This window comes from Ramlibacter sp. (genome assembly GCF_028292805.1).
Taxonomy (GTDB): Bacteria; Pseudomonadota; Gammaproteobacteria; order Burkholderiales; family Burkholderiaceae_C; genus Ramlibacter.
The window spans coordinates 1-7754 of sequence record NZ_JAQGLS010000048.1 but is presented as its reverse complement, the minus strand read 5'-3'; the positions used below and the strand labels follow the sequence as shown (position 1 = coordinate 7754).

The 7754-nt window shown below is 69.1% G+C and carries 7 protein-coding genes; 4 read left to right on the top strand and 3 right to left on the bottom strand.

Going from position 1 to position 7754, the window contains the following annotated elements:
• A partial coding sequence (locus JWP65_RS02415; protein ID WP_299759999.1) for an enolase C-terminal domain-like protein occupies positions 1-878 on the bottom strand: 878 nt, incomplete at its 3' end.
• A 113-nt stretch (positions 879-991) separates the two neighbouring features.
• Between JWP65_RS02415 and JWP65_RS02410 the strand changes: the two genes are divergently transcribed.
• Complete coding sequence (locus JWP65_RS02410; protein ID WP_299759997.1) at positions 992-1858, top strand: LysR family transcriptional regulator; 867 nt, start codon at positions 992-994, stop codon at positions 1856-1858.
• Positions 1859-1943: 85 nt separating this feature from the next.
• On the opposite strand, the gene JWP65_RS02405 is transcribed toward JWP65_RS02410, so the two are convergent.
• Positions 1944-2180, bottom strand: coding sequence for a hypothetical protein (locus tag JWP65_RS02405; protein WP_299760002.1), 237 nt, complete (start codon positions 2178-2180; stop codon positions 1944-1946).
• A 400-nt stretch (positions 2181-2580) separates the two neighbouring features.
• Here JWP65_RS02405 and JWP65_RS02400 point away from each other — a divergent pair, with 400 nt between their 5' ends.
• Positions 2581-4737, top strand: a complete 2157-nt coding sequence (locus tag JWP65_RS02400; protein ID WP_299759995.1) for an AAA family ATPase — start codon at positions 2581-2583, stop codon at positions 4735-4737.
• A 60-nt stretch (positions 4738-4797) separates the two neighbouring features.
• Here JWP65_RS02400 and JWP65_RS02395 read toward each other — a convergent pair whose 3' ends face one another.
• Positions 4798-5382 carry a hypothetical protein gene (locus JWP65_RS02395; protein ID WP_299759993.1) on the bottom strand — a complete coding sequence of 195 codons (585 nt, stop codon included), beginning with the start codon at positions 5380-5382 and terminating at the stop codon, positions 4798-4800.
• A 189-nt stretch (positions 5383-5571) separates the two neighbouring features.
• Between JWP65_RS02395 and JWP65_RS02390 the strand changes: the two genes are divergently transcribed.
• The gene (locus JWP65_RS02390; RefSeq protein WP_299759991.1) at positions 5572-5751 is read left to right on the top strand and encodes a DUF3606 domain-containing protein; all 180 of its coding nucleotides are present in this window, start codon (positions 5572-5574) and stop codon (positions 5749-5751) included.
• Between the two features lie 57 nt (positions 5752-5808).
• Positions 5809-7754, top strand: a 1946-nt coding sequence (locus tag JWP65_RS02385; RefSeq protein WP_299759989.1) for a DUF2868 domain-containing protein, incomplete at its 3' end; no start/stop codon positions are given.

Sequence of the window (7754 nt, the reverse complement as noted above, 5' to 3'; positions counted from 1 at the left end):
GCGCAGTCGAACTGCAGCCAGTCGCGGTCGGCGCGCATGCCGCCGTAGCGAATCAGGTTGCGCGCATCCTGCATCGAAAACAGGTTCTCTCCGGTCGCCATGGGGCCGGCGTAGTGCTGCCCGAGTTCGGCCTGCAGCGCGTAGTCGAGCGGGTCGCCGGCCTCCTCGTACCAGAACAGGTCGTACTGCGACAGCGCCTTGGCATAGGAGATCGCGGCGTCGAGGTCGAAGCGGCCGTTGGCGTCGACGCACAGCCGCTGGCCGTCGCCCAGCACCGACAGCACCGAGTCGATGCGGCGCAGATCTTGGTCCAGCGAGGCGCCGCCGATCTTCATCTTGACCACCGAGTAGCCGCGGTCCAGGTAGCTGCGCATCTCGTCCTTGAGTTTGGCGTCGTCCTTGCCCGGGTAGTAGTAGCCGCCGGCGGCATAGACGAACACCTTGCGATTGACGCTGCCGTCGCCGTGGCGCTCGGCCAGCAGCTGGAACAGCGGCTTGTTCTCGATCTTGGCAACGGCGTCCCAGACCGCCATGTCGATGGTGCCCATGGCCACCGAGCGCTCGCCGTGGCCGCCCGGCTTTTCGTTCTTGAACATGGTCTCCCACACCTTGTGCGGATCGATGTTGTCGCCGCTGGCATCCACCAGCGAAGTCGGGTCGGCTTCCATGATGCGCGGCAGGAAGCGCTCGCGCATCAGCATGCCTTGACCGTAGCGGCCGTTCGAGTTGAAGCCGTAGCCCACCACCGGCTTGCCGTCGCGGATCACGTCGGTGATCACCGCCACCAGGCTCAGCGTCATCTTGCTGAAGTCGATGTAGGCGTTGCGAATGGGCGAGCTGATGGGGACGGTCCTTTCGCGGATTTCCACGATCTTCATTGCATCTCCTGGTGGGCAGGACGCGATCTTCCCGGTTCCGCGGCGCGCCGGCCAATGCCCGATTTCTCTGGTTCGATGCCGGCCCGGCAGGGCGGGGCGCGAAAATGCCCGGCATGAACCTCACCTGGCTGGAAGACTTCCTCGCCCTGGCCGCCAGTGGCAACTTCTCGCGCGCCGCCGAAGACCGCCACATGACGCAGCCGGCCTTCAGCCGCCGCATCCGGGCCCTGGAGGAGTGGCTGGCATTGGACCTGTTCGACCGCAGTTCGCAACCGGCGCGGCTGACCGCCGCCGGCGCCTGGCTGCGGCCGCAGGCGCAGGAGTTGCTGGCGCGCGTCGCCCGCATTCCCGCCGAGGCGCGCGCCGTGGCGCAAGCCAACGCCGCCACCTTGCGGCTGGCGGCGACGCACGCGTTGTCGTCCACCTTCCTGCCCGGCTGGCTGCAGGCGCTGGAGCCGCACACCGCGCGCGGCCCGATCCGGCTGCTGTCCGACGTGCTGCAGCACTGCGAGACGCTGCTGCTGCAGCGGCAGGTGCAGTTCGTGATCGCGCATGCGCTGGCCGGCGCCCACGACGGGCTCCACGCCGCCGGCGTGCCCTCGCTGGCGATCGGCACCGACGACTTGCTGCCGGTGCGCGCGGCCGGCGCGCCGCAGCACGCGCTGCTTGGGTTTAGCGACGAGTCCGGCCTGGGCCGGATCTTGCGCGGCGCGCTGGGGCCGGAGCTGGCCGCCGCCGGCCTGCAACCGGTGTTCACGGCCCATCTCGCCTCGGTGCTCAAGAGCATGGCGCTGGAAGGGCGCGGGCTGGCCTGGCTGCCACGGTCGCTGGTGCGCGAGGAGCTGGCGGCCGGCCGCCTGCAGCTGGCCGGGCCGCCGCACTGGCAGCTGCCGGTGGAGGTGCGGCTGTACCGCGATCCGGCACCGCTGGGGGCGCACGCCGAGGCGTTCTGGAAGGCCGCCGGGGTGCTTGCCAGATGAGGCCAGCTGGGGTGCGCCCGCGGCTTGTCGCCCGGGCTGCGGCCACAGGCCGGGCGCGAGCAGCGCACACCAGCCGCCATCAAAGCTATCCGGCTCCCGCGCTCTCGCCGAACTGCGTCAGCAGGAAGTCCATGTCGCAGCCCTGGTCGGCCTGCAGGATGTGTTGCTGGTAGCCGCGGCCCAGGCGCGGTTGCGGCGCCACCCGGGCCGCGCGGCGGGGCGCCAGTTCCTCGTCGGTCATCTCGTCGCCAGCGTCCGCTTTCAAGCTGCGGTGGTCGTCGAACACCAGCGCCGGGCCGCTGGGCCGCTGGGCCGCAGGCACTTGCGGCTCAGCGCGCAAGGCGGCGGTCGCGCCATTCGCCGGGCACCATGAAAAAGTCCCTCGGAGCCGAGGGCACCGAGGGACAAATAGCCGGGAAAGAAACTTGAAAAGACCCGGCTCCAGTGTCTGAGTGCACAGGTCGTGCCCAGTTCCCTGGCGCGGTCCGGAACCGGGGCCGACGGGCCAAAAAAGCCAACCCGACTTTGCGTGAATTTGTCACGAGCGCCCCGCAGCGGCCCTTTGGACACAATTTTTTAGCTCGCCACATTGGAACCCTTTTTGTAGGATGACTCTGACAAGAGGGGCGATTTCCGGCACTTCACAAGAAGAGGCGTTGTTGTCCCGCCTTTTGACCCACGGTTGCTGCCAGTCGCGCCGCAACCCCGCACGCAGGAAGTCCATGTCCGATCTGTCCGCCAAGCAAAACCCCGCTGATGCCACCGGCTCCGAGCCCACCGGCTCCGGCCGCTGGGCCGGCTTGCGCAAGCTCATCGGCCGGGTGCAGGACTGGTTCAGCATCCAGTCCGCGGCCATGCGGCTGCTGGTGATCACCGTCGCCATCCTGATCCCGGCCACCGCTTCCTATTCGTTCGTGCTCTGGCAGCGGCAAGCGGCCGTGGCCGAACAGGTGCAGGCCATGGCCGGCGCGACCGGCAGCGATTCGCTGTGGGTTCTGAACGAGAAGCTGCCGGTGGTGTTCGGCACCGGTTCGGTGCTGGGCTTCCTGGAGAACAATCCGGTGGACCACATTACGGTGGTCTACAAACCGCTGATGTGGAACGTGTCCGAGCGCATCCTGCTGATCGAGTCCCAGGGCAAGCAGTTCGCCTACTACCCCAGCGACATGGAAACCCGGATCTTCTCGGACAAGGCCGTCACCGCGCCCTGGGGCAGCAAGCTGGTGTTCATTCCGCGCGGCGAGCTGACCGCCTCCGGCGCCGCCATGCTGGAGCGGCTCGACGAGCGCTTCGCCGGCGCCCGTCCGCAGTCCGAGAAAGACGGCTGGAAGGCTGGCGTCAGCGGCGCCTTGTCGGCCGCCCTGACACTGGGCCTGCTGGGCTTCCTGGCGTTCCACCTCAAGGGCCAGTTCAAGTCGCTGCGCTTCATCGAGCCGGGCCAGGTGCAGGGCTCGATCAAGGATTTGGTGGGCATGGACGACATCAAGGCGGAAGTGCGGCAGATCAAGGACCAGTACGAGCGGCGCGCCGAGTACGCCGAGTACGGCATCCACAAGCCCTTCAACGTCATGTTCAGCGGCCCGGCCGGCACCGGCAAGACCAAGCTGGCCAGCTACCTGGCCAAGGAGCTGAACCTGCCGATCCTGTTCCACTCCGCCGTGAACCTGGAAACGGGGTTCGTCGGTGGCGGCGCCAACACGCTGGGGCGCATCGTCGCCATGGCCAAGCGGCGCAAGCGTTGCATCGTGTTCCTGGATGAGGCGCAGGACCTGTTCATGAAGCGCGGCGGCAACCGCAAGTTCGACGACGACACGCAGAACATGCTGCTGGCGATTTTGGACGGCGTGCGCACGAAATCGGAGGCCGAGATCATCTGGATCGTCGCCTCCAACTTCAACAGCGAGTCGATGACCATGGACGAGGCCATGCTGCGCCGCTTCCAGATGAAGGTCGACTTTCGCCTGCCGAACAAGGAAGAGCGACGCGCCATCGTGGAGCACTACCTGGAGCAGCGCTCGGACAAGGTGGCCGATGGCCTCGACCTGCGCCACCTGGTGGAGATCACCGAAGGTCGCAGCCCGGCCGACCTGGAAACCATCATCAACCAGGCCGGCATCACCGCCGTCCAGGCCGGCGACCTGATAGCCACCGCGACGCTGATGCAGGCGGCCGAAAGGGTGATGGTGGGCAACGTCAACACCAACACCACCAAGGAACGCGACCGCGATCGTCGCATCATCGCCATCCACGAGTGGGGCCACTTCCTGGTGGACTTCGAGCTGGAGCGCAAGGCCGCGGGCGGCGACTGGGAGCAGCTGCAGGCCGAGATGAAGACCATCAAGATCTCGCTCAAGGCCAACCCGCGCAACAATGCGCTGGGTTTCGTGTTCCACAAGCAAGGCGCCAACCTGCTCAAGACCAAGTCCGACATCGAGCACGAGGTGCGGGTGCTGCTCGGCGGCATGGCCAACGAGGAACTGTTCTTCGGCGAGGAGGGCACCACCAACGGCGCCCACAACGACATCACCCGCGTGACCAAGCTGCTGCACCACGCGGTGGCCGAGATGGGCATGTACCGCAAGACGCGGCTGAACTTCGGCGCGCTGGGCGACGGTCACGGCGCCCGCACGGTCGACGACGAGACGCGCGCCATCATGGAGCTGCAAAGCGAGCGGCTCTATGGCGAGACCAGGGCCTTGCTGGCGGGCCTGAAGCCCCTGACCGAGCACCTGGCCGGCAAGCTGATGCAGGCGGGCGAGATGAGCCTGAAGGACGCCCTGTTCGAGATCCGCTCGTTCGAGGCGGCCTGCTTCAGCTTCGATGCGCGCGTCGGGCTGGGCGGCACCACCTTGTCGCCGACGGCACCCGACGCGGCCTGAGAGACAAAACAGGAGTGAGCCGGGCGGCCCGCGAGGGCCGCCTTTTTTGGGGCGCCCGGCTTACTTCTTCGCCGGAGTCTTGGGGCCGGCGGGTGCGTTGGCGGCCGCGGCGCCCGGCACGCCCAGGCGCTTGGCGAAGGATTCGTCCAGCGCGCGCAGCTTGGGCTCCATCTGCGGCTTCAGGTCCGGCACCAGCTTGGCCACCAGCACGCGCTGCATGTCGCCGCCCAGCGACTGGAACTTGAGGTAGACGGGCGATTCCATCATCGCCACCACCTGCTTGAGTTCGTCTTCGTTGAATTTTTCCTCCAGCAGGCTGCCCACCGTGGTGGGGGCCAGCTGCAGGGCGCGGTTGCGCACGATCGGATAGGTGTCGTTCAGGTACTTGTCGGCGTCCTGCTGCAGGGCCTTGGCCATCGCATCGCGCTTGTCGGCCGGCACCTGGTTCTGCAGGTAGTCGACCGCATTGGCCATGAGCTCGCTGGCGGGCTGCTTGGCGAGTTCGCGGGCCATGGATTCGATCCCGGGCTGCTGGATCTTCAGGATCCTGGCGACCAGTTCTTTCTTGGCGGGGGTGGAGGGCTGGGCGGTCACGCCGGCGCAGGCCAGGGCGAGCGCGGCGACAAGGAGGGTCTTCTTCAACATCGGGCAATCTTAGCCCCCCGCCGGCCGGTAACCCGATCGTTACGCGCTTGGCCGCTGACCTCTGCCGTCGCGCTTGTAGTGCGTCCTACATCAGCTACGCCCGGCGTCGCACGGCGGGGCGCTGGCTTGTCTTGCCGCGCCGGCCCGGGCCGGCACCTATTCTGGATCCATGGTCAGGAGGAACCCACCATGTCCGAAGATGCAAACAAGGCCAGCGCCGAGCAACTGCTGATCCACCTGGAGCCGGCCTGGGAGCGCCGCAACTGGTGTGACTGGCTCAACTGCAGCGAAGCCGAGCTGGAACATGCGGTGACCTACGTCGGCCACGACCCCGACAACGTTCGCCGCTTCCTGCGGCAGGCGCGTTGAGCCGATGGCGTGGCCGCGCCGGCCCGTTCCGGGGCCGTCCCGCCTAGACTGTCGGGCTTGCAAAGCGAACCCATCCACCTGACCCTCGATGCGTCCGCCGCCAGGCGGCTGCTGCTGGCGCGCGCGATCGACGAAGTCGACGTCCAGGGCAAGCTGCTCGGCCCGGCCGAGCGCGACCAGCTGGAGCGCGAGGCCGCCCAAGCGAGCCGCCAAGCCGGCGCCGAGCCAGCCATCGAAGCCTTCCTGCACGAACGCACCCGCCGCTTGCTGGCTGCCGTGGAGAATCGCCATCCGCGGTTGGCCGCGCTGCAGGAGCCGCAGGCCTGGCGGCGCTGGATCCTGTGGGTGCTGCCGCTGGCCGCCTGCCTGCTGGGCGCGGCGCTGGACCGCATCGACAATCCGCAACGGGTGAACATGCTGTCGCCGCCCTTGCTGGGCGTGCTGTTCTGGAACCTCGCGGCCTACGTGCTGTTGCTGGTGGCTTTCCTGTGGCCCCGGCCCGCGCCGCACACAGTGGCGCTGACGCTGCAACGCTGGCTGGCCGGTGTCCCGGCGCACGGCCGCCGCACCGGCCGGTTGCGGCCCGACGTGCTGGCCCGCTTTCACCAGCTGTGGCTGCAGGCGAGCGCCACACAGCAGGCGCTGTGGGGCAAGACGCTGCTGCACCTGACGGCCGCCGGCTGGGCCGCCGGGCTGGCGCTGGCGATCGTGATCGGCGGCCTGGTGCGCCAGTACCGCGTCGGTTGGGAAAGCACCTTGCTGGACCTGGGGCAGGTGCATGCCTTCCTGGGCCTGCTGTTCGCCCCGGTGGTCGCGCTGTTGCCCTTCGACGGCTTCAGCGCCGCCGACCTGCAGCGCATGGCGTTTGGCGCCGGCGCCGTGGTCGGCGTGGACGAGGCGCGGCGCTGGGTCTGGATGTACCTGGCCTTGCTGGGCCTGGTGGTGGTGGCCCCGCGCCTGCTGCTGGCCGGCTGGGCCGCCTGGCGTGGGCGCCGTCTCGGCCACGCGGTGCGCATCGACCTGCGTGACCCTTACTTCGCCCAGGTGCTGGCCCGCGTGCGGCCGGCGCGCATCACCATCGGCGTGCTGGCGCATGACGGCGCCCAACGCGAGTTGCTGCAGCGCCTGTGGTGGCAGCTGGCGGACCAGCCGCCGCCGGCAGAAGGACCCTGGGCGCTGCTGGCGAGCGACAAGGGTGACACGCTGCGGGTGCTCGACATTGCACCCGATGCCGTCCTGCGCGCCGCCGTCCCTGCCGAACCCGAGACGACCGGGGGCTGGCTGCAGGGCCTGTTGCGGCGACGGCCTGGCGCGCCGGCCAGCCAGCAGTTCCCCGACGCGGCGCAGCGCGGGCTGGCCGCGACCGACCTGGTGCTGTGGCTGCCGGCGCGGCCGGCGGACATTGACGCCTGCCCACCGGTGCTGCGGGCGCTGGGCAAGCCGCTGCTGGTGCTGGCGCCCGAGGTGTTGCCTTGCCAGGACCGCTTGCCGGGCAGCGGGCTCGACGCCCGCGTGCTGCGGCTGGGCGATGTCGCATCCCACTGGCTGCAGGATGGCTTGCTGATGCGCGCAGTGGTGGACCGGCTGCCCTCGCGCCAGCAGGCCGGCGGCGAGCGATTGCTGACGGCCTGGACGGAACACAACGAGCGCCGCTTCGCCCGGTCCATGCAGTTGCTGGCACGCCTGCTGGCGCAGGCGGCGCGGGAAAGCCAGGAAGTCACCGGCGCGCCGGCCGGGCTGCGGCAACTGGTGAATCCCGCGCAGCGGGAGGCGACGCAGCGCGCCCGCAACGCAGCCGCCGCGGCGGTGCTGGAGCGGCTGCGGCAGCGCGAGGCCGGCATGCTGCAGGAACTGGTGAGGATGCATCGCCTGCAACTGCCGCCGCAGCTGGCGACTGCAAGCCACCAGGACCCGTTCGTTCTGCAGCGTCCCGTGGACACGCGACAGGCGGGCGTCGCCGGGGCCGGCAGCGGGGCGGCGATGGGCGCGGGCATCGACCTGGT

Excerpts from the sequence above, each read along its gene's own strand:
- JWP65_RS02400 (WP_299759995.1), top strand. The coding sequence starts at position 2,581 with ATGTCCGATCTGTCCGCCAAGCAAAACCCCGCTGATGCCACCGGCTCC.
- JWP65_RS02390 (WP_299759991.1), top strand. The coding sequence starts at position 5,572 with ATGTCCGAAGATGCAAACAAGGCCAGCGCCGAGCAACTGCTGATCCAC.
- JWP65_RS02395 (WP_299759993.1), bottom strand. The coding sequence starts at position 5,382 with ATGTTGAAGAAGACCCTCCTTGTCGCCGCGCTCGCCCTGGCCTGCGCC.
- JWP65_RS02410 (WP_299759997.1), top strand. The coding sequence starts at position 992 with ATGAACCTCACCTGGCTGGAAGACTTCCTCGCCCTGGCCGCCAGTGGC.